Source organism: Lentibacter sp., assembly GCF_965658795.1.
Classification (GTDB): domain Bacteria; phylum Pseudomonadota; class Alphaproteobacteria; order Rhodobacterales; family Rhodobacteraceae; genus Lentibacter.
In genome coordinates, this window is the sequence record NZ_CBFHTG010000024.1 from 12,172 (window position 1) to 35,866 (window position 23,695).

General features: G+C 55.8%; 29 protein-coding genes. 6 read left to right on the forward strand and 23 right to left on the reverse strand.

The annotated features are described in order from the left end of the window. Nucleotides 1-41: 41 nt before the first annotated feature. From ACTG3X_RS13190 to ACTG3X_RS13230, 9 genes are all read right to left on the reverse strand, one after another. Nucleotides 42-2,240 carry a 3-hydroxyacyl-CoA dehydrogenase NAD-binding domain-containing protein gene (locus tag ACTG3X_RS13190; protein WP_439111742.1) on the reverse strand — a complete coding sequence of 733 codons (2,199 nt, stop codon included), beginning with the start codon at nt 2,238-2,240 and terminating at the stop codon, nt 42-44. After that, nucleotides 2,237-2,557 (reverse strand): hypothetical protein, encoded by a 321-nt coding sequence (locus ACTG3X_RS13195; protein WP_439111743.1) that lies wholly within the window; start codon nt 2,555-2,557, stop codon nt 2,237-2,239. The genes ACTG3X_RS13190 and ACTG3X_RS13195 overlap by 4 nt, the downstream gene beginning before the upstream one ends. 162 nt (nt 2,558-2,719) lie before the next feature. After that, nucleotides 2,720-3,931, reverse strand: a complete 1,212-nt coding sequence (locus ACTG3X_RS13200) for an acetyl-CoA C-acetyltransferase (protein ID WP_439111744.1) — start codon at nt 3,929-3,931, stop codon at nt 2,720-2,722. 28 nt (nt 3,932-3,959) lie between these two features. Continuing rightward, entirely contained in the window at nt 3,960-4,592 is a 633-nt protein-coding gene (locus tag ACTG3X_RS13205; RefSeq protein WP_439111745.1) for a glutathione S-transferase family protein, read from the reverse strand. An 84-nt stretch (nt 4,593-4,676) separates the two neighbouring features. Next, nucleotides 4,677-5,816: an acyl-CoA dehydrogenase family protein gene (locus ACTG3X_RS13210; RefSeq protein ID WP_439111746.1), complete on the reverse strand. Its 1,140-nt coding sequence runs from the start codon at nt 5,814-5,816 to the stop codon at nt 4,677-4,679. Between the two features lie 23 nt (nt 5,817-5,839). After that, nucleotides 5,840-6,052: a hypothetical protein gene (locus tag ACTG3X_RS13215; RefSeq protein ID WP_439111747.1), complete on the reverse strand. Its 213-nt coding sequence runs from the start codon at nt 6,050-6,052 to the stop codon at nt 5,840-5,842. 26 nt (nt 6,053-6,078) lie between these two features. After that, the gene (locus ACTG3X_RS13220; RefSeq protein WP_439111748.1) at nt 6,079-7,854 is read right to left on the reverse strand and encodes an acyl-CoA dehydrogenase C-terminal domain-containing protein; all 1,776 of its coding nucleotides are present in this window, start codon (nt 7,852-7,854) and stop codon (nt 6,079-6,081) included. Between the two features lie 53 nt (nt 7,855-7,907). Continuing rightward, nucleotides 7,908-8,315, reverse strand: coding sequence for a MerR family transcriptional regulator (locus ACTG3X_RS13225; RefSeq protein ID WP_439111749.1), 408 nt, complete (start codon nt 8,313-8,315; stop codon nt 7,908-7,910). 112 nt (nt 8,316-8,427) lie between these two features. Beyond that, nucleotides 8,428-8,802 carry a MerR family transcriptional regulator gene (locus ACTG3X_RS13230; RefSeq protein WP_439111750.1) on the reverse strand — a complete coding sequence of 125 codons (375 nt, stop codon included), beginning with the start codon at nt 8,800-8,802 and terminating at the stop codon, nt 8,428-8,430. A 126-nt stretch (nt 8,803-8,928) separates the two neighbouring features. Here ACTG3X_RS13230 and ACTG3X_RS13235 point away from each other — a divergent pair, with 126 nt between their 5' ends. The 3 genes from ACTG3X_RS13235 to ACTG3X_RS13245 are packed head-to-tail and all read left to right on the forward strand — an operon-like array spanning nt 8,929 to nt 11,166. Beyond that, entirely contained in the window at nt 8,929-9,342 is a 414-nt protein-coding gene (locus ACTG3X_RS13235) for a PaaI family thioesterase (RefSeq protein WP_439111751.1), read from the forward strand. 2 nt (nt 9,343-9,344) lie between these two features. Beyond that, nucleotides 9,345-9,854 carry a PaaI family thioesterase gene (locus tag ACTG3X_RS13240; protein WP_439111752.1) on the forward strand — a complete coding sequence of 170 codons (510 nt, stop codon included), beginning with the start codon at nt 9,345-9,347 and terminating at the stop codon, nt 9,852-9,854. After that, on the forward strand, nt 9,847-11,166 hold the full coding sequence (locus tag ACTG3X_RS13245) for an MATE family efflux transporter (protein ID WP_439111753.1): 1,320 nt from the start codon (nt 9,847-9,849) through the stop codon (nt 11,164-11,166). The genes ACTG3X_RS13240 and ACTG3X_RS13245 overlap by 8 nt, the downstream gene beginning before the upstream one ends. Here the strand turns inward: ACTG3X_RS13245 and arsC are convergent. The 7 genes from arsC to ACTG3X_RS13280 form a co-directional block, all read right to left on the reverse strand. After that, nucleotides 11,153-11,491 (reverse strand): arsenate reductase (glutaredoxin), encoded by a 339-nt coding sequence (arsC, locus tag ACTG3X_RS13250; RefSeq protein ID WP_439111754.1) that lies wholly within the window; start codon nt 11,489-11,491, stop codon nt 11,153-11,155. The two genes, ACTG3X_RS13245 and arsC, sit on opposite strands and share 14 nt — an antisense overlap. Next, nucleotides 11,482-12,540 carry a quinone-dependent dihydroorotate dehydrogenase gene (locus ACTG3X_RS13255; protein ID WP_439111755.1) on the reverse strand — a complete coding sequence of 353 codons (1,059 nt, stop codon included), beginning with the start codon at nt 12,538-12,540 and terminating at the stop codon, nt 11,482-11,484. The genes arsC and ACTG3X_RS13255 overlap by 10 nt, the downstream gene beginning before the upstream one ends. Continuing rightward, a complete protein-coding gene (locus ACTG3X_RS13260) occupies nt 12,537-12,881 on the reverse strand; it encodes a DUF952 domain-containing protein (protein ID WP_439111756.1) in 345 nt (114 codons plus the stop codon). Before ACTG3X_RS13260 ends, ACTG3X_RS13255 begins: the two co-directional genes overlap by 4 nt. A 103-nt stretch (nt 12,882-12,984) precedes the next feature. Further along, on the reverse strand, nt 12,985-13,962 hold the full coding sequence (locus ACTG3X_RS13265) for an OmpA family protein (protein ID WP_439111757.1): 978 nt from the start codon (nt 13,960-13,962) through the stop codon (nt 12,985-12,987). After that, a complete protein-coding gene (locus ACTG3X_RS13270; protein WP_439111758.1) occupies nt 13,934-14,503 on the reverse strand; it encodes a peroxidase-related enzyme in 570 nt (189 codons plus the stop codon). Before ACTG3X_RS13270 ends, ACTG3X_RS13265 begins: the two co-directional genes overlap by 29 nt. Nucleotides 14,504-14,507: 4 nt before the next feature. Beyond that, the gene (locus ACTG3X_RS13275) at nt 14,508-15,236 is read right to left on the reverse strand and encodes a GNAT family N-acetyltransferase (protein ID WP_439111759.1); all 729 of its coding nucleotides are present in this window, start codon (nt 15,234-15,236) and stop codon (nt 14,508-14,510) included. Continuing rightward, complete coding sequence (locus ACTG3X_RS13280) at nt 15,223-15,954, reverse strand: competence/damage-inducible protein A (protein ID WP_439111760.1); 732 nt, start codon at nt 15,952-15,954, stop codon at nt 15,223-15,225. Before ACTG3X_RS13280 ends, ACTG3X_RS13275 begins: the two co-directional genes overlap by 14 nt. 45 nt (nt 15,955-15,999) lie before the next feature. Between ACTG3X_RS13280 and sfsA the strand changes: the two genes are divergently transcribed. Further along, complete coding sequence (gene sfsA, locus ACTG3X_RS13285; RefSeq protein ID WP_439111761.1) at nt 16,000-16,698, forward strand: DNA/RNA nuclease SfsA; 699 nt, start codon at nt 16,000-16,002, stop codon at nt 16,696-16,698. Nucleotides 16,699-16,814: 116 nt separating this feature from the next. Further along, nucleotides 16,815-17,624: a type I methionyl aminopeptidase gene (gene map / locus ACTG3X_RS13290; RefSeq protein ID WP_439111762.1), complete on the forward strand. Its 810-nt coding sequence runs from the start codon at nt 16,815-16,817 to the stop codon at nt 17,622-17,624. On the opposite strand, the gene rsmD is transcribed toward map, so the two are convergent. Further along, a complete protein-coding gene (rsmD, locus tag ACTG3X_RS13295) occupies nt 17,625-18,173 on the reverse strand; it encodes a 16S rRNA (guanine(966)-N(2))-methyltransferase RsmD (protein WP_439111763.1) in 549 nt (182 codons plus the stop codon). Continuing rightward, entirely contained in the window at nt 18,170-19,381 is a 1,212-nt protein-coding gene (locus ACTG3X_RS13300) for an NAD(P)/FAD-dependent oxidoreductase (protein ID WP_439111764.1), read from the reverse strand. The genes rsmD and ACTG3X_RS13300 overlap by 4 nt, the downstream gene beginning before the upstream one ends. 82 nt (nt 19,382-19,463) lie before the next feature. Between ACTG3X_RS13300 and ACTG3X_RS13305 the strand changes: the two genes are divergently transcribed. Beyond that, nucleotides 19,464-19,952 (forward strand): peroxiredoxin, encoded by a 489-nt coding sequence (locus tag ACTG3X_RS13305; RefSeq protein WP_439111765.1) that lies wholly within the window; start codon nt 19,464-19,466, stop codon nt 19,950-19,952. 9 nt (nt 19,953-19,961) lie between these two features. On the opposite strand, the gene ACTG3X_RS13310 is transcribed toward ACTG3X_RS13305, so the two are convergent. The 5 genes from ACTG3X_RS13310 to ACTG3X_RS13330 all read right to left on the reverse strand — a co-directional run. Continuing rightward, entirely contained in the window at nt 19,962-20,252 is a 291-nt protein-coding gene (locus ACTG3X_RS13310) for a 4a-hydroxytetrahydrobiopterin dehydratase (protein ID WP_439111766.1), read from the reverse strand. Beyond that, a complete protein-coding gene (locus tag ACTG3X_RS13315) occupies nt 20,249-21,430 on the reverse strand; it encodes a GNAT family N-acetyltransferase (RefSeq protein ID WP_439111770.1) in 1,182 nt (393 codons plus the stop codon). The genes ACTG3X_RS13310 and ACTG3X_RS13315 overlap by 4 nt, the downstream gene beginning before the upstream one ends. A 34-nt stretch (nt 21,431-21,464) precedes the next feature. Continuing rightward, entirely contained in the window at nt 21,465-22,229 is a 765-nt protein-coding gene (locus tag ACTG3X_RS13320; RefSeq protein ID WP_439111767.1) for a glycerophosphodiester phosphodiesterase family protein, read from the reverse strand. After that, the gene (locus ACTG3X_RS13325; protein ID WP_439111768.1) at nt 22,229-22,693 is read right to left on the reverse strand and encodes a RidA family protein; all 465 of its coding nucleotides are present in this window, start codon (nt 22,691-22,693) and stop codon (nt 22,229-22,231) included. Before ACTG3X_RS13325 ends, ACTG3X_RS13320 begins: the two co-directional genes overlap by 1 nt. A 75-nt stretch (nt 22,694-22,768) precedes the next feature. Further along, the coding region (locus ACTG3X_RS13330) for an HlyD family type I secretion periplasmic adaptor subunit (protein ID WP_439111769.1) at nt 22,769-23,695 on the reverse strand (927 nt) is incomplete at its 5' end.

Here is a 23,695-nt window from a genome sequence, read left to right on the forward strand (position 1 = left end):
TGCGCTTTATCACGCACCCTTTGTCCTTTTTTGAAGAGGTTTTAAGCCGCTTTTTCGGCCGTTGGCGCAAAGCGCTTGTAAAAGCTCTGGCCTTTTTCAGCCATTTCCGCGAGCAGCGCAGGCGTTGTAAAGCGGGGGCCGTACTTGGCCGCCAATTCGGCTGTGCGCTCGGCGGCGTAGGGGGTTCCGATCATATCGAGCCATGAGAGGGGCCCTCCTGACCAAGGGGCAAAACCCCAAGCCAGGATCGCGCCCACATCCCCTTCTCGGATATCCATGAGAACGCCTTCTTCTAGTGCGCGGACGGCCTCAAGCACCTGGGCGAACATGAGCCGCTCCTGCACTTCTATGAGGTCGGGCTGCTCTTCGGCGAGGGGGTATTTCTCGTTGAGTCCCGGCCAGAAGCCAGTGCGCTTGCCTTTGTCGTCATACTCAAAAAAGCCTGCGTTGGCTTTGCGCCCCAAGCGGCCCTCGGCTTCCATCCAGAAGATGAGATCATCGCCGGGGCTGTCGGGGTAATCCGCGCCCATCGCCGCCTTGGTGGCACGGGCGATTTTGGCACCCAGGTCAATTGAGGTCTCGTCATTAAGCTGCAATGGCCCGACCGGGAAGCCAAGCTGGCGCGCCGCGTTGTCGATGAGCGAGGGAGAGACCCCCTCGGTGACCATGCGCAGGCCCTCGTTGATATAGGGAATGATGCAGCGGTTGGCGTAGAAGAAGCGGGCGTCGTTGACGACGATCGGTGTCTTGCGGATTTGGCGCACGTAGTCGAGCGCCTTGGCCACGGCGACATCGGCTGTCTTGTCGCCTTTGATGATCTCGACAAGAAGCATCTTCTCGACGGGGGAGAAGAAGTGGATACCAATGAATTGCTCAGGTCGTGTGCTGGCCTTGGCCAGCTCTGAGATCGGCAGGGTCGAGGTATTGGAGGCGAAGATGCAATCGTCCGGGATCACGGCTTCGACTTTTTTGGTCATTTCAGCCTTTACGGCAGGGTCTTCAAACACAGCCTCGATGATGAGGTCGCAACCTTTGAGCGCCTCCAGGTCTGGTGTTGCGGTGATGCGAGCGAGCATCTCTTCTTTCTTTTCTGGGGTCGCCTTTTTACGGGCGATGCCTTTGTCCATGTAGCTTTCGGTGTAAGCCTTGCCCTTGTTGGCGGCAGCTTGGTCACGGTCAATGAGAACAACCTCCATGCCAGCTTGAGCGGACACCAGCGCAATACCCGCGCCCATCATGCCTGCGCCGAGGACGCCGATTTTCTTGACTTTTTGATCAGGCACATTGGCGGGGCGGACAGCACCTTTTTCCAGCGCTTCCTTGTTGATGAACAGCGAGCGGATCATGGCTGTTGAACTCGGGTTCATCAGCGTGTGCACGAACCAGCGTGTTTCGATCTTGAGGGCCGTGTCAAACGGTACGAGGGCACCCTCATAGACGGCTGAGAGCAAGGCTTTAGCCGCGGGAAATGCCCCCTGTGTTTCGGAATGCACCATGACGGAAGCACCAAGGAAGGTCATGAAACCCGCGGGGTGATAAGGTGCACCACCTGGCATTTTGTAGCTTTTTTCGTCCCATGGCTTCACAATATTTGGCTCTGAGAGCACCCATGCACGCGCGTTTGACATGGGGTCGTCGCAGACCTCATCAATAAGCCCTGCTTGCTTGGCTTTGACAGGGTCGGAAAGCTTACCCTGCAAAAGGAAAGGCGCGGCGGCCATAGCGCCGAGTTTGCGAACAAGGCGAGTTGTGCCGCCAGCGCCCGGGAAAATGCCAACCATGATTTCGGGCAGCCCGATCTTGGCCTTGGGGTTGTTGGCCGCAAATATGCGGTGACAGGCGAGCGGGATTTCAAAGCCGATACCAAGCGCTGTTCCTGGCATGACGCAGGCGATGGGCTTGCCGCCTTTGTTTGTTTTTGCATCCATGCCTGCACGTTCGATCTTGCGCAGCACGGCATGCATGCTCATCACACCGTCAAAGAGGCCTTTTGCTGGCTCGTCGCCGGCGTCGTCTTTCATCTTGGCGATGACGTTGAGGTCCATTCCGCCTGCGAAGCTGCCCTCTTTACCAGAGGTAATGATGATACCTTTGACGGCCTCATCGGCCAACGCGTCATCGACCAGATCAGAGAGATCGGCGAAGCCCTGAATGCTCATCACATTCATTGATTTTCCGGCTGTATCCCACATAATGGTGGCTATGCCCTCGGCATCTTTTTGCATCGTAAAATCTGTCATGCGTCTTGCTCCTGTGTCTCAGCCTCTTGGGCTGTTGGGCCATTGGATGGCTCGGGATGTTTGATCATCAACCAGTTTGTATTCTGTGTGGCAGAGCGCAGGCCTGCGCCCAGCCACAGACCATCTTGTTGAACAAGGGTCATATGGTTGAGGTACGGTTCTATTACGGGGGTGGTGCCCGTGAGAGGAAAGGTCTCGTGAATACCTTCAATGCGGTTCGGGTCATCTGAGGTAAATACGGCCTCGCGGCAAAGGCGATGGTAAGCCGTTACGCCAAAGCGGTCGAGTGTCTCGCGCAGAGAGATAAGAGAGGGCAAGTAGCATTCTCGGCTATCAATTTTTAGGACTTCAGTGTCGGTCTCAACAAAAGAAGGAAAGCGAATGAGATCGAGTATAGCCTCGTAGCTACGTTCCCAAAGAGCTTTGGAAACGCAATCGAGATGAGCCTGATATATGTCCTTGGCGCTCAACATAGATACTTAGACCCGTTCAATGATGGTGGCGGCGCCCATACCTGAGCCGATGCAAAGCGTCGCAAGGCCTACCTCTTTGTCAGTCCGTTCGAGTTCGTCGAGTAGCGCCCCAAGGATCATCGCGCCAGTTGCTCCCAGCGGGTGACCCATCGCAATGGAGCCTCCGTTGACGTTAACTTTGGCATGGTCAACGTTGAAGGCCTGTTCAAAGCGCATCACGACCGAGGCGAAAGCTTCGTTGACTTCAAACAGGTCGATATCTCCAATGCTCATGCCACTTTCGCGCAGAATTTTTTCGGTCACGGGCACGGGGCCTGTGAGCATGATCGTCGGGTCTGTCCCTATTTTTGCGGTTGAACGGATGCGCGCACGTGGCTTGAGGCCAAGCTGTTCGCCCAGCTCTTTGTTACCGATGAGAACAGCTGCCGCGCCATCCACGATACCGGATGAGTTGCCTGCGTGGTGAATGTGGTTCACGCGCTCAAGCTCCGGGTATTTTAAGATTGCGATCTTATCAAAGCCGGGCATGACCTCGCCCATTTGCTTGAACGAGGGGTTCAGCGCGCCGAGGCTTTGCATATCAGTCTCGGGGCGCATGAACTCATCATAGGCCAGAATAGGCAGGCCGTTTACATCATAGACTGGGACAACAGAGCGGGAAAAATACCCCGCATCCCATGCGGCTTTGGCGCGCTTCTGGCTTTCGACGGCCATGGCGTCGGCCATATCGCGGGTGAAGCCGTACTTCGTTGCGATGATGTCGGCCGAGATGCCTTGGGGCACGAAGTAATTCTCAATAGCGATGCTTGGATCGACCGCGATCGCGCCACCGTCAGTGCCCATAGGGACGCGTGACATACACTCCACACCGCCTGCAATATACCCGTTGCCCGCGCCGCCGCGCACTTGGTTGGCAGCGAGATTCACCGCTTCTAGGCCTGATGCGCAAAAACGGTTGATGGAGAGGCCTGGAATAGATTCATCCAAATCAGACGCGAGAACGGCTGTCCGTGCAAGGCAAGCGCCTTGCTCTGCAACCTGGGTAACATTGCCCCAGATGACATCTTCAACGGCATGGCCCTCAAGGCCGTTGCGCTTTTTAAGGGCGTTGAGCGCCACGGCAGAAAGTCGCGCGGCGGAGACTTCGTGCAGAGAGCCGTCTTTGCGACCCTTGCCGCGCGGCGTGCGTACGGCGTCATATATATAGGCTTCGGTCATGTCTCGTCTCCTCAAGTTCAGACGTGAATTAGGCGCGGTCAGCGGGGCTGCCGGGCATCAAATCGTAAGGGGCTTTGTAGCCATCGGTGCTTTCAATGTTGGTCAGCCAGCGGTCGATGTTGCGCCACTCGCTGCGTTCAAAGCCAAAAGGCTCGGGGTAAAACAGGTAGCCGCAATTTGAGAGATCGGCATTTGTCAGGCCTTTGCCCACGATGTAGTCGCGGCCTTCAAGGTGCGAATCCAGCGTGGCGTAGGCTGCTTTGAGCCTGCCTTGTAGAAAACCGATGACGTCTTTGGGGCGTTTGTCTTCGGGCAAAAAGTTCATAAGAAAACGGGTAACCCCAGCTTGGGAAGACATTTTGTGATTGTCCCAGAGCACCCACCGGAGCACCTCGTATTTTTCTTCAGGTGTGCCGCCGAATTTGCCACTTTTGTCGGTAATATATTGTTGGATGACGCCAGACTGCGTGAGGCGGATGTCTCCGTCTTCCAATACAGGAGCTTCACCCATCACATTTTTCGCGCGCCATTCAGGTGTACGGGCTGCGCCGCCGAAAAAGTCGACATAGACTGGTTTCCAAGGGAGGCCTGAAAGTTCGAGCGCAAGGGCTGCTTTATACGCATTGCCTGATTCACCGAAGCAGTGGAGTTTGATTGTCATTCAACTGTCCTTTCGCCTGCCGCAGTTGGGGGTGTTGATCAGCACTTAGACCGCCGCAGAATATTTTATCTATGAAAAGGCGTATTAGAGATTTCTTGCGATCAGCTCTTTCATGATTTCGTTGGTGCCGCCGTAGATGCGTTGGACGCGGGCGTCAGCCCACATTTCCGCAATGGGGTACTCTAGCATGTACCCGTATCCTCCAAAGAGCTGTACGCAGTCGTCCAGCACTTCGCCCTGTGTGTCAGTGAGCCAGTATTTGACCATGGCGGCCTTATCGACCGTCAGCGCGCCACGCAGGTGCTCGCTCATGCATTCGTCAAGGAAAGCGCGGGCGACGGTGAGTTTGGTTTTGCATTCAGCGAGCTTGAAGCGGGTGTTCTGGAACTGCAGGATCGGGCCGCCGAAGGCCTCGCGCTCCTTGCAATATTCAATTGTGCGCTCGACTGCACCTTGCATTGCACCAACTGCGCCGCAGCCTATGATGAGACGCTCTTGGGGGAGCTGTTGCATCATTTGGTAGAAGCCTTTGCCCTCTTCGCCTCCGAGCAGGTTCTCTGGCGGTATTTCCACATTATCAAAGAAAAGCTCCGAGGTGTCGGCAGCATGGCAACCAACCTTTTCAAGGTTTCGGCCACGTGTGAAACCCTCAACGTGATCCGTCTCTACCACCATGAGAGAGGTACCTTTTGAGCCTTGTTTCGGGTCGGTCTTGGCCGCAACGATGATGAGATTGGCGTGTTGTCCGTTGGTGATAAATGTCTTTTGGCCTGAAAGGCGGTAAGCGTTTCCGTCCTTGATGGCCTTTGTCTTTAAGTTTTGTACGTCCGAGCCGCCAGAAGGCTCAGTCATGGCCAGAGCACCAACAAGCTCGCCTGTCACCATTTTGGGCAGCCAGCGTTGCCTTTGTTCTTCGGTGCCGCAATGCAAGATATAGTGGGCAACGATGCCTGAATGAATGCCATGCCCCCAGCTCGCAAGATTTGCTCGGCTGCCTTCAATCAGGATCGCGGCTTCATGGCCGAAGTCGCCGCCCGCACCGCCATATTCCTCGGGTATTGACGGGCAAAGAAGGCCGAGCTCACCGGCTTGGGTCCATGTTTCACGGTCCATCTCACCCTGCTTGCGCCACTTGTCGTACTTGGGTACCCACTCGTCGGTGATGAATTTGCGGGTCATATCCGCAATCATCTGATGTTCTTCGGTCATCCAGCTGGAAGCCATTGTCTCTCTCCTCCCCAGAAGAATTAGCGTTTGCGTGCCTCAAGCTCTGAGTTGAATAGTCTGAGGCGTGCTGTCAGGTTTTCGTGGTTCATAACGCTTTCAAAGTTTTCGAAGAGAAAACTAAGAGCCTCGCCCTCATCAAGTCCTGCCTCCTGTGCAAACTTCTTCAGTTTGCGGTAGCCATCTTCTGTCATAGCGGCCGGAAAGCGGCGGGTGAGGCGGAAACGTTTGGGCATGATACAGGCGAGCTCCTTAGCTTGCGTTAAAACTGGTCTTCACTAAGCGCCATAACAGGATCTGCACCGCTCTCGATTCGTGCAAGGTGCAAAGCTGTCGCCGGGAGTCGGCGTGCCATATAGTACCGCCCAGTCGCCAGCTTCGTCTCATAGAACGCTGCGTCAGAGGTTCCTGAGGCCAGAGCATCAAGGCTGGCCCGTGCCATATGCGCCCACATCAGGCCAAGGCAAACGTGGCCCATCATATGCATAAAGTCGGTTGAGCCTGCGAGCGCTGCATTGGGGGTCTTCATGCCATTGTGCATAAAGAACATTCCTGCGGCCTGCAGGTCTTTGGATGCTTTTTTGAGTGGCTCCACAAAGTGTTCCATACCCTCGACATCTTTTTGCTCGGCGCAGAAGCTCTTGACCATTTCAAAGAAGGCCATGACGTGTTTGCCGCCGTCTTGCGCGAGCTTACGGCCCACCAGGTCCAGCGCCTGAACGCCGTTGGCGCCCTCGTAGATCATCGCGATGCGCGCATCGCGGGTGAACTGGGACATGCCCCATTCTTCGATATAGCCATGGCCGCCGTAGACCTGTTGAGCTTCAACGGTCATCGCGTAGCCCACATCGGTGAGGAAACCTTTGACCACGGGTGTCATCAGCGAGATGAGGCCATCGGCTTCCTTGTCACCAGAGCGATGGGCTGCATCAATGAGCGAGGAGCCCCAAAGGATGAAGGCGCGGCCCGCTTCGACGAAGCTCTTTTGGTCCATCAGCATGCGGCGTACATCGGGGTGCACGATCAATGGGTCAGCAGGACCCTCAGGGTTCTTAACGCCTGTTACATCGCGGCCTTGCAGGCGGTCTTTGGCGTAAATCACGGCGTTTTGGTAGGCGACTTCGGCTTGTGCAAGGCCTTGCATGCCCACACCGATGCGGGCTTCGTTCATCATGGTGAACATTGCGCGCATGCCTTTGTGCTCGGTTCCGAGCAGGTAGCCTGTGGCCTCGTCATAGTTCATGACGCAGGTAGAGTTGCCGTGGATGCCCATCTTCTCTTCGAGCGCTCCACAGGTTACGCCATTGCGCGCACCGAGCGATCCGTCTTCGTTGACGAGGAACTTGGGTACGATGAAGAGCGATACACCTTTGATGCCCTCTGGCCCCCCCGGGATTTTGGCCAGGACAAGGTGAACGATATTGTCGGCCATCTCGTGCTCGCCTGAGGAGATAAAGATTTTCTGGCCCGAGATTTTGTAGCTGCCGTCATCCTGCGGCTCGGCTTTAGTGCGCATGAGGCCAAGATCTGTCCCGCAGTGTGGCTCTGTCAGGTTCATCGTGCCTGTCCATTCGCACGACACCATCTTGGGAAGGTAAGTGTCTTTCTGGGCGTCTGTGCCATGGGCAAGGATGGCCGAGGCTGCGCCGTGAGTGAGGCCCTGATACATGGTGAAGGCCTGATTGGAGGCGGAGAACATTTCGCCCACGGCTGTACCGAGCAGATAGGGCATGTTTTGGCCGCCATAAGCTTCAGGCATATCCAGTCCTGTCCAGCCGCCCTCGCGCACCTGATCGAAAGCTTCTTTGAAGCCTGTCGGCACGCGGACCACGCCGTTTTCGAGGGTGCAGCCTTCGGTATCGCCAACGGCATTCAGCGGAAAGAGAACATCGGAGCAGATTTTCCCTGCTTCTTCGAGCACTGCGCTGGTAAACTCGGGATCTAGGTCATTGTATCCTGCAATATCAGATGCGCTGACTTTCAGAACATCATGTAGGATGAATTGCATGTCTTTAATGGGGGCTGTGTAGCTTGGCATCTGGTGTCTCCCTGGGAGCTTTTGTCATTGGTCCTGGCGTTTGACGCACACGGTTATTCAGCAGCGTCTTTTGTCTCGGCCGTGCTTGCGAGGGTCTTGGCGACCCAGTCAATCTGTTCGCTGAGATCTTCAATTGCCAGTGTGAGCTCATCGCGTTGGTGAACCATGTCGGCGAGGCGCTCGCGTGCGATGGACAGGGTGCTTGAAAGTTGTGTCTGCTGTTGGTCGCCTACATGATAAAGTTCGAGCAGTTGGCGAATTTCTTCCAGAGAGAAGCCGAAACGTTTGCCCCGCAGGATAAGCGTCAGTCGAGCGCGATCACGGTGGGTGAAGAGGCGCTTCTGTCCGTCGCGAACGGGGGACAGAAGCTCCTTGGCCTCATAAAATCTAAGGGTGCGTGGCGTAACTTGGTACGTATCGCACATCTCACGGATCGTCATCAATCTATCGGAATTTGGCATGTGTGTCTCTCTGAGGGCTCAGGTTAAGTCATCGCATTGATCAATACATGCGTGCCTTGGCCGAGTCGTTCAAGAGAAAGTTGACGTTGACGTAATGTAGACGTTGCGTCACTTATGGGGCGTTGAGCATTTTTAATGTCGCTTCACGGCTTTCTGTGAGCTCGGTGATCGCCGTCATAAGATCCTGGCGTTGCTTCTCTAGCTCTGCAAGCTGTCCCGAGGCCATATCGATCCAGTGTTGTAGTTGGGCCTTTGTGCCTCTTTCTTCGTAGATCAGAAGAAATTGGCGAATGTCCTCGAGTGGAAAGCCCCAGCGACGGCCGCGCATTATGAGTGTCATTCGGGCAACTTCGCGGGGGGCATAAAAACGTGTGCGTCCTTCCCGAGCGGGCTCGAGAAGCTCAATATACTCATAGTAGCGCAACGTGCGCGGGGTAACGTCAAACTTGGCGCACATTTCTTTAAAAGTCAGACGTGTTTCTGGCATGGTGGGCCTCCTCGCGGCGAACCTATGGTGCCCTAGAGGAAGACACAAGGCGGGCAAAACGGAGTGTTACGTCTTGCGAAGGAGGCACCGCTCTGGAAGTATGTCTGCAAAGGAGTCCGAAGCCCCATGGACAAAGCAAAAATTGCCAAACAGTTTATCTCTGCGATCCCCCACAGTCGGGCTTTGGGTATGGAGCTGACCACAATCGGCGACGGCTATGCTCGGATTGAAATGCCGTATTCTGCGCAGCTTGTTGGCGATCCTGAGACAGGTGTAATTCATGGAGGCGCGGTCTCGGCGTTGATGGATACGTGCTGTGGAGCAGCTGCGATGAGCCATCCAAGCTCACCAGCAGGAACTGCCACGATTGACTTACGGATTGATTACATGCGGCCTGCGACCCCCGGTCAAACCATAACAACAGAGGCGCAGTGCTATCATATCACACGGTCTGTCGCCTTTGTGCGAGCAACGGCGACCGATGACGACAAAGACAACCCGGTGGCAACGGCCACTGGTGCCTTTACTGTGGAGCGTTGAGCATGAGCCGCAAGCGCCCTGAGCCAGTCCAAGTGATAAAGCAACGCCGCGATGCGGCTTTGAGTGCGCTGGTACATGGTGTGCCGTACATTAACTTTATGGGTATAGAGTTTGATCGCAGAGGGGATGAGCTAACAGCGATTTTGCCCTATGATGACAAACTTATAGGCAACCCCTTGCTGCCAGCATTGCACGGCGGTGCGATTTCGGGGTTTATGGAGGTGGCTGCGGTGATCGGTCTTGGCTGGTCTGTTTTGTGGGATGAGATCGAGCGCGGCGAGCTGGATGCAAACGAAGTTGTCAAAGGGCATTTGCCGCGTTTGCCGAAAACGATTGATTTCACCATCGACTATCTACGGACGGGACTACCGCGAGATGCTTACGCGCGGGCAAAAGTAAACCGCTCGGGACGGCGTTACGCAAGCGTGCATGTTGAAGCCTGGCAAGACAATCGCAACCGCATTTTTGCCCAAGGCACGGGGCATTTTTTGATGCCACGGCGGGATGACTGAGGCAGGCGCGCTCACCCACAGACGGGTGCTCAAAATTGCCATTCCGATTTTACTGGCCAATGTAACCATTCCTATTCTGGGGGCGGTTGACACAGCTGTTGTCGGGCAAATCCCTGATGCCGCGCCGATTGCAGCTGTCGGTGTGGGAGCCGTTATTCTGTCGGCCATTTACTGGGTGTTCGGCTTTTTGCGTATGGGTACGACGGGGCTGACAAGCCAAGCAGCCGGGCGCGGTGAGACCGGCGAAGTGGCGGCGCTACTGACACGTGCATTGATGATAGGCTTTGCGGGAGGCTTAGCCTTTATTTTGGTACAACCGATGCTCTTTTGGGGAGCGTTCCGCCTGTCACCGGCGAGTGCCGAGGTCGAAGGGCTGGCGGCAACCTATATGCAAATCCGCATTTTCTCGGCCCCTGCAGCGATAGCCATGTACGGGATCACGGGTTGGTTGATTGCGCAAGAGCGCACCCGCGAGGTCCTTTGGATCCAGCTTCTCATGAATGGGGTCAATGTGGGGCTGGATCTTCTCTTTGTGCTTTCGTTCGGCTGGGGTGTTGCGGGGGTAGCTTGGGCCACGTTTATCGCGGAATGGTCGGGGCTTTTGCTGGGGCTTTGGATGTGTCGCCAGGCCTTTGCGCATACAGCTTGGCGGGATTGGTCGCGGGTGTTTGACCGTATGAAGCTACGCCACATGGCTGTGGTGAATGGCGATATTCTGATGCGCTCGCTTTTGCTGCAGGGTATTTTTGTGTCGTTTTTGCTTCTGGGCGGGCGCTTTGGAGATGTGACGCTGGCAGCCAATCAGGTGCTGTTACAGTTCTTGCACATAACGGGCTATGCGCTTGATGGTTTTGCTTTTGCTGCAGAGGCGCTGGTGGGGCAGGCTTTTGGTGCGGGAGCTGCGGGACGTGTGCGGCGCGCGGCTTTGCTCACCAGCCTTTGGGCGCTTGGACTGGGCGTATTGATGGCGCTGGCCTTCTGGCTTTTGGGCCCAGGTCTCATCGATATTATGACAAAAGCTCCCGAGGTGCAGACGGAAGCGCGGCGTTACTTGCTCTGGCTTGTGGCTGCGCCTGTTATGATTGTTGGGCTGACGCAGATGGACGGAATTTTCATAGGCGCGACACGCACGGCGGATATGCGCAATATGATGGCTGTGGCCTTTGTCGTCTATGCGGTGGCGGCGTGGAGCCTGATGCCCGCGATGGAAAATCACGGGCTCTGGCTTGCGCTGCATATTTCGTTCGTTGCACGTGCAGCCACACTGATGCTGCGCTATCCTGCGCTCGAGCAAGCGGCTAGAGCAGGTTGAGCACGGTCTCTGGCGGCCTGCATATTGCGGCTTTGCCATTGTGAAAGACGATGGGGCGCTGGATGAGCTTCGGTTTGCGAGCCATAGCGGCAAAGAGCTCGTCTTCAGCGCTGTTTTTGGTAAGGCCTTCGGCTTTGAATTCAGGTTCGGCTGTACGCATCAGCTCGATAGCTTTGAGGCCCAAAGAGGCAGCTGCAGCGCGCAGCTCGGCCTCGTTTGGTGGATCAGTGAGATAGAGGCGAACTTGCGGAGTATGCCCCTCTATCAACTCCAGCGTTTGTCGTGACTTCGAGCAACGTGGGTTGTGCCAGATCATCATAGCCATGCGTCACGCCCTGTACCCACAGCCTCTTGGACATTGGCGAAACCATCTTGCTCCAGTAGCCTGTCTAGACCCTTGGCAATGTCCGAAGCCAAGCTGAGGCCGTGATAGACAAGTGCGGTATAAAGCTGCACGGCCGAGGCGCCAGCACGGATTTTGGCATAGGCCTGTTCCGCTGTTGAGATACCGCCGACGCCAATGAGTGGAAGCTTACCCTCTGTTGCCATGGAGAGTTTGGCCAGAACGCGAGTGGAGCGCTCAAACAGGGGGGCGCCTGAAAGGCCACCGGCCTGATCTCGTTGCGCGCTGGCGAGGCCTTCGCGGCTGAGCGTTGTATTGGTGGCGATGATGGCGCTAAGGCCTTGGGTTTGCGCGACCTCTGCGATTTCGCTGATCTCGGTATCGGTGAGGTCTGGTGCGATTTTTAGGAAAATGGGCAGCGGTTTTTTGAGCCAGCTGTTGGCTTCCATCACGCCCGCGAGCAGGGCGGAAAGCGCTTCAGCACCTTGTAGATCGCGCAGTTTTTCAGTGTTGGGGGACGATACATTGACCGTGGCAAAATCCAAGTGGGCACCACAATAGCTTAGTACGCGGGCGAAGTCTTCGGCACGGTTCTCGCTGTCTTTGTTTGCTCCGAGATTGAGGCCAATCACAGCGTCTTGCGGGCGGTTTGCCAGCCGTGCATTGGCTGCTTCCATGCCTTCGTTGTTGAAGCCGAAGCGGTTGATGGCTGCTTGATCTTCGGTAAGGCGGAAGAGGCGTGGCTTGGGGTTGCCAGCTTGTGCGCGCGGCGTGATTGCGCCAACTTCGACGAAGCCGAAGCCCGCGCGAGACAGCGGCGCCAGCACTTCGGCGTTTTTGTCAAACCCTGCGGCAAGGCCAACGGGGTTTGGCAGTGCAAGTCCTGCCACTGTCGTGGCGAGGCGTGGTGAAGTGACGGGCCCTGAAAGTGGCACAAGGCCGAGTTTGAGAGCAGAGATTGCAAGCCCGTGGGCGCGCTCCGGATCAACCTTGTGCATGGCCTTAAGGGCAAGGGCTTCGAGCGTGTTCATGGGGCCAGAACCTCTTGGGGAAATACATGTGCGCCATTCACCAACGGTAGTGGATAACTTGCGGTGACATCTGAGAGGCGAATGTTGCGGTAAAGATGTGGGAAGAGCGCGCCGCCACGGGAGACCTCCCATTTTAGCGCATCACCTAATGTATCGGCCTCAACCGCTAGAAGCACGAGGCCCTCTTCGCCCGCGAAGTGTTTGGCAGCGGTGTCTTGCGCTTGCTCTGGGGTGGAAAAATGTATGTAGCCATCGGCCACATCAACAGGCGCGCCTTGGCTTTCGCCTTTGTCGCGCAGGGCGGCCCATTCGGGGGCGCGAAATATTTTCAGGATCAGCATACACTGCAGATGCCCTTTCACCGTGTAGCCGTCAAGTCTTCGACGCTCTGATTGCGAGAAGCTCGAGGGGAGGCAGGGGCTATGTTTGGTTCTTGCTTCTGATTTACTCAGTATTGAGAAGGACGACTTCAACACGCCTATTGGCCTTACGGCCCTCTGGTGTGAGATTGCTCAGGACGGGTGCAAGATAGCCCATGCCTTCGGCTTCCATTTGTGCGGCGGGCACGCCATGTGCTGAGCCGAGCCTCTGCATTACAGATGCGGCGCGCTTTTTGGAAAGCGTTATATTTCCTGCAAGAGCACCGACTGCATCGGTATGCCCTACGAGAGCCACCCTACGGCTGGGCTGTTGCAATAGGTAGGCGGCAAGTGCTTCCAAGCTGGCGAATGGGCCTTGGCCAAGGTCGGATGAACCTGTTTCAAATGTCAAATCAGGCAGCACTGCATGGCCTATTTTCTCTAGCTGCGGTCCGACAGAGCCTGTTTGTTGTTGAAGGGAATTTTGGGATACCTGAGCGACGATGGCGTTACTTCGCTCTGTTGCGAGCGGTGTGGCGCCTTCAGGTGTTACCTGAACGATCTGGAGGTAGCCGGATGTGCTGTCACGGCTTACGAGCGCTGTGACATAGTCAGACGGTGCTTCGCTGTGGCTGCGCCGCGCGGTAACAAACGTATAATCAAACAGATCGACAAACATGTTAGGTGCTTCAACCACATCGGTTGCAAACCGAAAGTCAAATCCGCCGCAAAATCTATCTGAACATTTGAAGAGTACTTCAAAGCCTGCTTCGATGAGACTCGCCTCTATCGGAGACAGGATTTGCTGGGGGGTTATGCCTTGTTGTGCAATGCGATAAGCCTGTTTCGTAACGCGCCCGTTTACATCAAACACTGGTAAAAGGCCGCCCGAGTAGGGGGCGACTGGCGCGGCATAGCTGCCTTCGCTTTTTGTGCGATCGAATGTGAGTTCAGCATTTGACGGCAGCGCAAGCGCCTCGGCCAAAATCGGCGAGGCGGCAAGGCAAGACAGCACCAGTGCGGTGATGCCGGAATTAGCGCGTCTGCGCGTGATACTCGTCATTGGGGCGCATATCTGTGGCGGAAGCCACGCGGTTGGTCATGTTGTAAAAGCCTGCGACATTGGCGATGTCCCATATGTCACGATCAGAAAAGCCGACAGCGCGTAGCGCTTCACGGTCGGCCTCGACAATCGTGTAGCTTGCAACTGTGATTTTCTCGGCGAAAGCGAGCATTGCTGTTTGCCGGGTGTCCAGATTGGCGGCGCGCCAGTTCATTACGAGCATTTCGCCAAGGATAGGATCTCCGGAGAGTTGGCGCACGGCCTGACCATGGGCGGTTAGGCAGTAAAAGCATTTGTTTATGGAGGAAACCGCGACGGCAATCATTTCACGTTCAAGCTTTGTGAGGCCGCTTTCGGCAAGCATCAGATCATTATAAAGCGCGGTGAAGGCGTTGAGCTTGTCGATGTCAAAGGCGTATGCCTGGAGTACGTTTGGTACGAGGCCGAGCTTGTCCTGACAGATGTCAAAATATTTCTGCGTCTCTTCTGGCAGCGGATCGACCATGGGCAGATCAAGGGCAGTGGGTTGTTTGTGGCTCATGGCATCAGCTCTCTTTTTTCAGTCTGTAGTGATACTGTCCCACACATGTCATGCCGAGGGAAGCATAGAGCGCATTGCCTGCAGCATTGGCTTGGGTGACGACAAGGGAGATATGGCTTGCACCGTTGCGCGCTGCCCAGTGGGCTAGCTCGTACATCGCATATTTTCCCATATTTTGCTGGCGTTGGTGAGGCAGAACTTCGAGCGCATGTACCATGGCTATTCTATCGTGAATGGCACAAAAAGCAGCGGCTGCAGGGTGATCGTTGAGCCGTCCAACGAGGCCCGTTTTTGGGCCATGAGCGCGGTGCATTACATCAACGCGGTTATTGTCAATGCCGCCTTTAGCCCAGATATCAAGCATAATGGCCAAAGGCTCCCAGGCTAGCAGCGCGCAAACGCGCGGCGGGTGTTTGTCTTCAAATGTTGAGAGTGGGGCTACATAGGCGTTGACGGGATCATGGATCGCATACCCTGCTGCTGCGAGCATCTGGTCAAGTTCGTCCTCGCCTTGACGCACCATGAAGAGTTTGGGTTGGCCAAGGGCCAGCATCTCTTCTTCTGCCATGGCAATGTCGTGCGGGGTGATAGGCCCAAGTGCTGTGGTGGCGCTGACACGCTGGCCACCGCCGGCGCCCTCGCGTATCTGCCAAGGGCCTGCCTTGTGGACGGCTGCAGCCGGCCAGGTGCTCTCGATTACATCATAAATTGCTGCGATATCAGGCAGGGTCATTTGGAAAGATCTCGGCGAGTTCACACATGGCTTTGTCCAGGAGGGGGCCGTCGGCACTGCGCATCACAATGTTGGCGCCGTAGATGCCATTGTCCTGAAACGGATAGGAGCCGATAGACAGCTCAGGGTAGCGTGCGGCCAAGTCACCGAGGGGGCCTGCTATATCACCTTCGCCACGATTGATCCGCAAGGTCTGGCTGAGCAGGGGGGCGCCGCCCGTGAGCGTGGGAAGAACTGAGGCAAGCATGGCCTGAAAGACCGAAGGTACGCCTGCCATGACATGGACATTGCCAAGGGTGAATCCGGGTGCAACGGAGACAGGGTTGTCTATCAGCGTTGCCCCGTCAGGAATGCGCGCCATGCGCATGCGTGCGGCGTTAAACTCACGGCCAGTTTGGGCATAAAAAGCGCCAAGGAGCGCACGAGCATCGTCACGCACATCGATATGCGCTCCGAAGGCCTCGGCGATACAATCGGCCGTGATATCATCATGCGTTGGGCCAATGCCGCCAGATGTGAAGACCGTTTCATGAGCTGCTGACAGGGCCTTGACGGCGGCGACGATTGCCGTCGAATCGTCAGAAACAACACGCACTTCTTTAAGATCTATTCCTGCCTTGGTGAGTTCACCTGCGAGATGGTGCATATTGGCATCGCGGGTGCGGCCAGAGAGAATTTCATCACCGATGACAAGCATCGCGGCGGTTGGATTGGGCATGGGTCTTCCTTGAAGCTAACTTATCTTGGGTATAGGCCGTAACACATGCGCTTTCAAACCCCACTTAAGCCTGCGACACTGATCCGCCGTTACAAACGGTTTCTGGCGGATATTCGCTTTGAAGACGGGCGCGAGGCGGTGGCCCATTGTGCCAACCCCGGCTCGATGATGGGCTTGGCGGATGAAGGCATCCGCATTTGGGTGGAGCCCAACGACGATCCCAAGAAAAAGCTCAAATACGGCTGGCGTCTTGTTGAGCACGCTGGCGGGCACTTTACGGGAGTAGACACCAGCGTACCCAACCGCGCCTTGAGGGCGGCTTTGGAAGGGCGCTCTCTACCAGAGCTTGAGTATATTCATGTGCGCTCTGAAGTAAAATATGGCGAGAACAGCCGCGTAGATTTTTTGCTGCAAGGCGGTGCTCGCGATATTTACCTTGAGGTGAAATCGGTCACGCTGATGCGGCAAGCGGGGCTGGCCGAATTTCCTGATTCTGTGACCGCACGAGGGCTGAAACACTTGCAAGAGTTGACCCGAATGGTAGCCAAAGGGCACAGGGCCGTACTCTTCTTTCTGGTGCAACGCACTGATGCTGAGGCCGTTGGTGTGGCGGGTGACATTGATGCTGCCTATGCCAGTGGTTTGCAAGCGGCGATGGCTGCCGGTGTCGAGGTGATGGCTTATGACTGCTTGATCGATCCGCATGACATCAGCCTTGGGAAGGCGCTTCCCCTTCGTTTCTAGCGCGGAATTCAAGCCTGAATATTGCCTGTCCAACGCTGGAGCATGCATAGGGTGGCCCTTGGGCGAGATCCGAATTAAACAGGGTGAAAGTGGTTAAGTAAGATAAGGCGAGCCCCGTGAGCGAAGTACATAACGGCCCAGTGACGAGAGATGGTATCCGCATTCACAGCGAAGCAGATTTTGCTGGAATGCGTAAGGCAGGACATTTGGCAGCCCAAATTCTTGACCGTATCGGCGAGCATGTTTTTGTGGGCCAAAGCACGGCCGAGATTGACCGTATCATTGAAGAGATGGTCAACGCAGCAGGTGCGACCTCGGCCACAATAGGCTACAAGGGATATGCGCACGCGAGTTGTATTTCGATCAATCATGTTGTGTGCCATGGCATTCCGTCAGACAAAAAACTCAAGGACGGCGACATTCTGAATATCGATGTGACCGTTATTGTGGATGGCTGGTTCGGTGATACGTCGCGGATGTTTGTCGCTGGAAAGCTAGGGCGCAAGGCAGAGCGCTTGATCGATATGACTCATAAAGCTTTGTTCAAGGGAATTGAGGCCGTGAAGCCCGGTAATACTTTTGGCGATATCGGTCATGCAATCCAGAGTTTTGTTGAAGGTCATCGCATGAGCGTTGTTAGGGATTTCTGTGGCCATGGGCTTGGCACGGTCTTTCATGCGCCGCCGAATGTCCTTCATTATGGCCGAGCGGGGACTGGGCCTGTTTTGGAAGAGGGCATGTTCTTCACCATTGAACCCATGGTCAATCTTGGGCGCCCTGAAACCAAAGTCCTAGCGGATGACTGGACGGCTGTGACTCGCGACAAGAGCCTCAGCGCGCAGTTTGAACACTCGATTGGCGTGACGGCGACGGGCTGCGAGATATTCACTTTGTCACCGGCTGGGACATTTCATCCGACTTATTGATCAGCTCACTCTGAGCAAGGAAATCATGGTGCCGCCGTATTTACGCTGGTCTTCCAGGGTAAACCCTTGTGGCGCAAACACAGCGCTGCTTTCTTCCCAGACGATGAGCGCATCCGGTGCAAGCCAGCCTTGAGCGCGGGCTGAGGAGAGGGCTTTTTCACCGAGTGACTTTCCGTAGGGCGGATCTATAAACACTAGAGTACACGGTTTAGCCGCGGGTGGTAGGTTCGTGGCATTAGCCAAGAGAAGCTGAGCATCCTGACTGCGGCGGGCTTTTGCAAGGTTTTCGCGAATAAGCTTTTGGCCTGCGCGACCATTTTCTACATAGGTGACATGTGTTGCGCCGCGCGAGAGAGCTTCAAGGCCGAGTGCGCCAGTTCCTGCAAAAAGATCCAGCACGTGCGCGCCCTGAGGCTGGCCATGGTGCGAGAGTATATTAAAAAGGCTCTCACGCACACGGTCAGAGGTTGGGCGCAGATGCGCTTCCGTGTCGCCTTTGCCGACCTCTGCGAGTGTGAGCCCGCGGTGCTGTCCCGCAATAATCCTCACGCGGTCATCAGCGATTTCAGGTCGGTAACTGGGTTTGAAATCTCCTCTGGTTTGGGAGATTTGCCTGCCTCGATCAGCCGCTTGCCAATCATGTAGGCACGCGGATCGTTGGCTGCATCAACCGCAAGAAGGGTTTGCCCCTTGTAGTACCAAAACGACACAGCGCCCTCCTTGTCACCCTTGCGGGTGACAATGTGATCATAGCCCGTGTTCAGCCCTGCGATCTGGAGTTTGACATCGTATTGGTCAGACCAGAACCAAGGCTTGGCAATATAATTAACGTCTTTGCCCATCATGTTTTGCGCGACAACTTCGGCCTGATCAATCGCGTTTGGTACGCTTTCAAGACGGATGCGTGTGCCACGGTAGGGAGCTGAGGCGCAGTCGCCTGCGGCCCAGATATTCGGGTCTGAAGTGCGCCCTTGGGCGTCTGTCATGATGCCGTTATCAAGGGTAAGGCCTGCACTTTCGGCCAAGGCCGTGGCAGGTGCGATACCGACACCGATGATGACAAAATCAACCGCGAGCTGTGTGCCATCGGACAGTTCTGCAGCGGTAACACGGCCTTCGCCTGTGAGGTGCTTGAGGCCTGTGGCTTCCAATATTTTGACACCATGAGACGTGTGCAGCGCGCGGAAATAATCAGATGTTTCAGGTGAAGCGACGCGTTGTAAAATGCGGTCGGCCATTTCCACAAGGGTGACTTTGAGACCTTTTTTGGCTGCAACAGCAGCTGCTTCGAGGCCAATGTACCCACCCCCTACAATAAGAACATGGCGCCCAGCCTCAAACTCGGGGGCCATGGCGTCAACATCGGTAAGGCCGCGTACGACATAGACGCCGCCAAGGGCGCCACCGATCGCGGCGGGTAGGTGTCGCGGCGTGGAGCCCGTGGTCAGCGCGAGTTGGTCATACGCCAGCGTTTCGCCATTCACCGTGAGGGTCTTGTTGGCAGGATCGATGCTGTCGACATGTGCGCCAAGCCGCAAGGAAATGTTTTGATCAGTGTAAAAGCTTTCTGGGCGCAGATAGAGGCGGGAAAGCTCCATTTCGCCCATTAGGTAGGCTTTGGACAGCGGCGGTCGCTGATATGGTGGTGCAGTTTCCTCACCAATTAGGGTAATTTTCCCGTCAAAGCCTTCGGTGCGCAGTTTGGCCACGAGAGAGGCACCAGCCTGACCTGCTCCGACAACGATAATATGCGACATAAGACTGATCCTTCTGCTGGCCCTTGGCGTAGAGAACCCTATATGCTTTGCAGAAGAAAGCGCAAACAGGGAGATGCACAAAATGACGATTGCAGTTGGAGAGACACTGCCAGAGATGGCTGTTATGACACTGGGCGCTGATGGCCCTGCGCCGGTTGAGCTGAGCGAAAAGCTCAAGGGCCGCAAAGTTGTTATCTTTGCCGTTCCGGGAGCATTTACGCCGACATGTCACAGCGCGCATGTGCCAAGCTTTGTCCGCCAGAAAGACGCACTTATGGCCAAGGGTGTGGATGAGATCATATGTCTGTCGGTCAATGATCCATGGGTTATGAATGCCTGGGGTGAGGCCACTGGGGCTGCGGGTGAGGGTATTACGATGCTCGCGGATTCGTCAGGTGCATTTACAAAAGCGATTGGGATGGACTTTGATGCACCACCTGTCGGTTTCGTAAGCCGCTCAAAGCGCTATGCTTTGCTGGCTGAAGATGGTGTGGTGAAGGTGCTACACGCTGAGGAAAACCCTGGAACATGCGAAATCTCTGGTGGCGAAGCCATGCTCGCAGCGCTTTAAGCCGCCGCTTTAGAGACTATCAAACTTGCGGGCGAGCTTGGCATCCAGTGAGCTGAGGCCGCCCGCATCATGTGTTGTGAGGGTGACGGTGACGCGGTTGTACACATTGCTCCACTCGGGGTGATGATCCCATTTTTCCGACCAGAGCGCTGCTTGTGTCATCCATCCGAAGGCTTCGGCAAAATCTTTGAATTTGAACTCTTTGGTGATGGCGTCACGCGAGCCGTCATGTGCCCAGCCGTTTTTATATAGAGGCTCAAGCAGTTGTTCGCGGGCGGTTTCGCTGAGAACTTCGATCAATCTTGTTCCTCCTGAGTGGCGTTTCTAAACGGGCCGTAGCCTGTGAGAATTTCGATTTCTTCACCAATCGCACGGCGTTCGGCCTTGAGATATTGTTCTACGGCGCTTGAAAACCCTTCGTCTGCCAGCCAATGCAGCGAATGGCAGGCTTGCGGGAGATATCCACGTGCAAGCTTGTGCTCGCCTTGTGCGCCCGCTTCTACGCGGGGAAGGCCAAGGCCTATCGCGGCTTCGATTGCCTGATAGTAGCACAGCTCGAAATGCAGGCAGCGGTGATCTTCAACGCAGCCCCAATAGCGGCCAAAAAGCGCTTGCTCGCCGATAAAGTTCAGTGCGCCAGCGATGGGGCGGCCGTCACGCTCGGCCAAGACGAGGATCATATCATCGCGCATTGTCTCGTGTATGCGTTCAAAAAACGATCGGGTGAGGTAGGGCGTGCCCCATTTGCGCCGCCCGGTATCTTGGTAGAACTGCCAGAACGCGTCCCAATGATGTGGCTCTATCTCGTTTCCGGTGAGGCGGCGGATCTGGCCCCCAAAACCCTGCGCTTCGGCGCGTTCTTTGCGAATGTTTTTGCGTTTGCGAGAGGTGAGTGAGGCGAGAAAATCATCAAATTTTTCAAAGCTGTGGTTTTCCCAGTGAAACTGTTGCGTGGTGCGTGGCAGTAGCCCCATCTCTTTGCCAGCGATGGCCTCGGCCTCGGTACAAAAGGTGACATGTAAAGAGCTGACACCTTGCTCGCTGGCCAATTGCACTGCGCCCTGTACAAGCGCAGGCATGGCGCGGGCTTCGAAGCCTTCGCGCGTGAGAAAGCGGCGGCCCGTGGCAGGTGTGAAGGGCACGGCGATTTGAAATTTGGGGTAATACTGTCCGCCTGCGCGTGTGAAGGCATCTGCCCAATTGAAATCGAAGATATATTCGCCCTGAGAGTGTGATTTGCCATACATTGGCGCACAGCCGATGATCTGACCTCCTTGATGCGCGGTCAGGTAGAGCGCCTGCCAGCCTGTGCCTGGTCCGATAGAACCGCTTTCTTCCAAGGCGAGCAGGAAACGGTGGGTTGTAAACGGGTCAAGCGGGCGGGTGCCCAAAGCGCGCGCGCAGGCATCCCAGTCGCCTGACGGGATGTCGCGCAGCGTCGGGGTTAGCCTGATTTCGATCTGGGCGTCGCTGTCCATCATCTCTTTCATATTGCGGCGCAAGCGCGCGCTTTCAAGCAGGCAAATAGCCTTCGAACGTGACGTTATCTGCAACTCTGCGTGCGGCTTTCTCTTCGACCTCAGAGCGTATTGTCCAGCACAACACAGGCGTAGCTTCTGCCTTGAGGGTCAGCACCGAGGTGCTGCCAAGATCGCTTGCCTGATGGCTGATAAAGCTTGCGCCTGTGCGGGTGAAATCGGGAATTGGAACCAGCTCGGCAAGCCGCGCCTTAGGAATTGTTGGCCAATCTTCGGGCAGGTAATTACAGGTGGTTAGCCCCCGTGGCAGGTGTGGAGCGAGTTGAGCCAAGGCGGCTACGGAATGCGGGTTGAACGACATGAGGGCCACATCGCCGTGGTAGCCTTGCAGGGCTTGCACTGTTGCTGCTTCAAGCGTGCCAACATTGGGGCCCAGGGCGCCATCTTGATCTTTGATCTCGATAAGCAGCGGTACGCGCCCTGCAACTAGGGCCAGTGTTTCGGCGAGTGTAGGGATTCCTTCTTCGCCGCCTGTCAGTGCGATTTGCCCTAGTTCTGCAGCGGTGCGCATGGCAAGTGGGCCTGTCTCGGATGTAAGGCGCGCAAGATCATAGTCGTGAAAAACCATTGCGACACCATCTTGTGAGCACTGCAAGTCAAGCTCGATGCCATAGCCACGTTCAATCGCTGCACCAAAGGATGCGAGGCTGTTTTCGGGGACACCAGCACCCACGTCATGCAGCCCGCGATGTGCTATCGGGGCTGCTAAGAAGCTTTTTGGCAGGGGGCGTTTTTCCATTATTTGATCTCGAAAATACCCTCGATTTCAACCGCAACACCAAGAGGCAACGAGGCTGCGGACACAGCCGAGCGTGCATGGCGGCCAAGGTCACCCAAGGCTTCAACCATAAAGTCAGAAGCGCCATTGATGACTTTGGGTTGATCTGTGTAGTCTGACGTCGAGTTTACAAAGCCGACAAGCTTTACGACGCGCACGAGGCGATCCAGATCGCCGTCGCAGGCGGCCTTGAGTTGTGCGAGCAGGCTCAGCGCACAGGTGCGTGCGGCGCTGGCTCCCTCTTCTGTTGTCATATTCTCGCCGAGTTTGCCAAGGATCAGGCCGTCAGGGCCATTGGAGATCTGCCCAGAAACGTAGACGGTGTTTCCCGTTATGACAAAAGGCACGTAGTTTGCCGCAGGGGCGGGGGCATCGGGCAGGGTGATGCCCATGTCCGTTAGGCGGGTTTCAAGCTTGCTGCTCATCGCGGGTCTCCTTCTTGGCGAGTCGGCGCGAGGCTAGCCCGATTTGCGGCAGACTGATACGCCTAAATGCGGCTCTTACTCGCGGAAGGCTTGCTCGAAATAGTCCCAGAGCGGCTTGACAAGATAGTCCATCGGGCTGCGCTCTGATGTCAGAATGAACGCTTCAGCAGGCATGCCCGGGATAAGGACTGTTCCGTCTGGTAGCTTGGCGAGCTCACCCTGGTTTAGCGCAATCTCAGCTCGATAATAGGTGTTTCCAAGCGCTTCGTTGGTAAAGCTGTCGGCTGAGATACTTGCAACGATACCAAAGAGTTCAGGGGTGCGCCGTTGGTCAAGTGAGGAAAATCTCAAATTGACACTCTGTCCTGTGAAAATTTTGTCAATATGTATGGTTGGAACTTGAGCCGCAATTACCAAGGGGCGATCTTGTGGAACGATATAGAGAACAGGCTCTGCCGCCCGAATGACGGACCGTGGTGTGTTGACGGCTAGGCCGTAAACAATACCAGCTGTCGGAGCCTTGATGGAAAGTCGGGACAGGCGTTCGGCAAGTGAGTTGCGCCTCTCGAGCAGCTCCAATTCTTGCACGCGTAAGTTGCGCAACTGCGTTATGGCGTCTTCTCGGAGTGAACTGGTTAGCTTTAGACTTTCGATATCCAGTTCGGTTGTCTTACTTTCTGCCTGCGCCTTGCTTGCTCGTAACTCACCAATTTGACCAAGTAGGCGTGCTTCTTCACGACGCAAAGCAAGGACGCGGGAAGCCTGTGCAAGGCCGCGCGCCAGCAAATTGCGCTGTGCTTCCAATTCTTCACCAACCAGAGAGATTTGTAGCTCAAGTGCGTCTGTTTGGGCCATGATGCCACGCACTTGCTCGCCCAACTGATCACGTTGCTTTGCAAGTTGGTCACGCTGTTGCTGCAGATTTTCGCTGCGGGCTTCAAAGAGACGTGTCTGACCAGCCATCAAGTCAGCGACCTCTTTCATCTTTGGAGCCAGTTCGAG

Bases quoted from the DNA above. Each gene is read 5' to 3' on its own strand.
- ACTG3X_RS13280 (WP_439111760.1), bottom strand. From the start codon at position 15,954: ATGCCCAATCCAACCGCCGCGATGCTTGTCATCGGTGATGAAATTCTC.
- ACTG3X_RS13235 (WP_439111751.1), top strand. From the start codon at position 8,929: ATGGACAAAGCAAAAATTGCCAAACAGTTTATCTCTGCGATCCCCCAC.
- ACTG3X_RS13305 (WP_439111765.1), top strand. From the start codon at position 19,464: ATGACGATTGCAGTTGGAGAGACACTGCCAGAGATGGCTGTTATGACA.
- ACTG3X_RS13320 (WP_439111767.1), bottom strand. From the start codon at position 22,229: ATGGAAAAACGCCCCCTGCCAAAAAGCTTCTTAGCAGCCCCGATAGCA.
- ACTG3X_RS13265 (WP_439111757.1), bottom strand. From the start codon at position 13,962: ATGACGAGTATCACGCGCAGACGCGCTAATTCCGGCATCACCGCACTG.
- ACTG3X_RS13220 (WP_439111748.1), bottom strand. From the start codon at position 7,854: ATGCCAAGCTACACAGCCCCCATTAAAGACATGCAATTCATCCTACAT.
- ACTG3X_RS13240 (WP_439111752.1), top strand. From the start codon at position 9,345: ATGAGCCGCAAGCGCCCTGAGCCAGTCCAAGTGATAAAGCAACGCCGC.
- arsC (WP_439111754.1), bottom strand. From the start codon at position 11,491: ATGGCTATGATGATCTGGCACAACCCACGTTGCTCGAAGTCACGACAA.
- ACTG3X_RS13230 (WP_439111750.1), bottom strand. From the start codon at position 8,802: ATGCCAGAAACACGTCTGACTTTTAAAGAAATGTGCGCCAAGTTTGAC.
- ACTG3X_RS13205 (WP_439111745.1), bottom strand. From the start codon at position 4,592: ATGACAATCAAACTCCACTGCTTCGGTGAATCAGGCAATGCGTATAAA.
- sfsA (WP_439111761.1), top strand. From the start codon at position 16,000: ATGCGCTTTCAAACCCCACTTAAGCCTGCGACACTGATCCGCCGTTAC.
- ACTG3X_RS13190 (WP_439111742.1), bottom strand. From the start codon at position 2,240: ATGACAGATTTTACGATGCAAAAAGATGCCGAGGGCATAGCCACCATT.
- ACTG3X_RS13210 (WP_439111746.1), bottom strand. From the start codon at position 5,816: ATGGCTTCCAGCTGGATGACCGAAGAACATCAGATGATTGCGGATATG.
- ACTG3X_RS13255 (WP_439111755.1), bottom strand. From the start codon at position 12,540: ATGAACACGCTCGAAGCCCTTGCCCTTAAGGCCATGCACAAGGTTGAT.
- ACTG3X_RS13260 (WP_439111756.1), bottom strand. From the start codon at position 12,881: ATGCTGATCCTGAAAATATTTCGCGCCCCCGAATGGGCCGCCCTGCGC.
- ACTG3X_RS13215 (WP_439111747.1), bottom strand. From the start codon at position 6,052: ATGCCCAAACGTTTCCGCCTCACCCGCCGCTTTCCGGCCGCTATGACA.
- ACTG3X_RS13245 (WP_439111753.1), top strand. From the start codon at position 9,847: ATGACTGAGGCAGGCGCGCTCACCCACAGACGGGTGCTCAAAATTGCC.
- ACTG3X_RS13200 (WP_439111744.1), bottom strand. From the start codon at position 3,931: ATGACCGAAGCCTATATATATGACGCCGTACGCACGCCGCGCGGCAAG.
- ACTG3X_RS13300 (WP_439111764.1), bottom strand. From the start codon at position 19,381: ATGTCGCATATTATCGTTGTCGGAGCAGGTCAGGCTGGTGCCTCTCTC.
- ACTG3X_RS13315 (WP_439111770.1), bottom strand. From the start codon at position 21,430: ATGGACAGCGACGCCCAGATCGAAATCAGGCTAACCCCGACGCTGCGC.
- ACTG3X_RS13225 (WP_439111749.1), bottom strand. From the start codon at position 8,315: ATGCCAAATTCCGATAGATTGATGACGATCCGTGAGATGTGCGATACG.
- ACTG3X_RS13275 (WP_439111759.1), bottom strand. From the start codon at position 15,236: ATGACCCTGCCTGATATCGCAGCAATTTATGATGTAATCGAGAGCACC.
- ACTG3X_RS13325 (WP_439111768.1), bottom strand. From the start codon at position 22,693: ATGAGCAGCAAGCTTGAAACCCGCCTAACGGACATGGGCATCACCCTG.
- ACTG3X_RS13270 (WP_439111758.1), bottom strand. From the start codon at position 14,503: ATGAGCCACAAACAACCCACTGCCCTTGATCTGCCCATGGTCGATCCG.